The sequence below is a fragment of the Nitrosospira sp. NpAV genome, assembly GCF_000832065.1.
Classification (GTDB): Bacteria; Pseudomonadota; Gammaproteobacteria; order Burkholderiales; family Nitrosomonadaceae; genus Nitrosospira.
Window position 1 is genome coordinate 1 of the sequence record NZ_JXQM01000035.1, and the last position, 459, is coordinate 459.

General features: G+C 51.9%; 1 protein-coding gene. It reads right to left on the reverse strand.

Translation table 11 applies throughout. The annotated features are described in order from the left end of the window. Positions 1 to 57 precede the first annotated feature (57 nt). On the reverse strand, positions 58 to 459 hold a 402-nt coding region (locus SQ11_RS14785), incomplete at its 5' end, for a cytochrome P460 family protein (protein WP_041514965.1).

The window sequence follows — 459 nt, forward strand, 5'->3', positions numbered from 1 at the left end:
TGTCCACCGTGTCGTCCACCGCACCGAGTTCCGCCAACAACTGGTAGCCATCCGCGATCATGCGCGCTTCTCCGGGTTCGACTTTCCAACACGGAGAACAGGGTAATATTGCGTGAATACGAAGTCATCTTGCGCGGATGCCTCGTGACAGCCGTTGCAATTCGCCGTTGGTTCCAGGTTCGCGGTCTTTTTTATGGATTTGTGGTCCTCGTTAGTGAAGCTGAAGTAACCCCAGTTGCCGGGCTCATTGGGAAATTCGCGCTTGCTCTTTATTGTCGCTTCCAGGCCAATGAAATCACCCATGAAATAACCCTTTCCGCTTGCTGCAGCCTTGCTGCCGACACTGGTCATCTCCTTGATGAGTATGGCGCCGTCCCGAAATTTACCTGTTTTTTTCCAGTGCTCCCAGCTCTTAGGGTCAATGTAAACGGTATGGAATTCTTGGAAATTGGCCTTTCC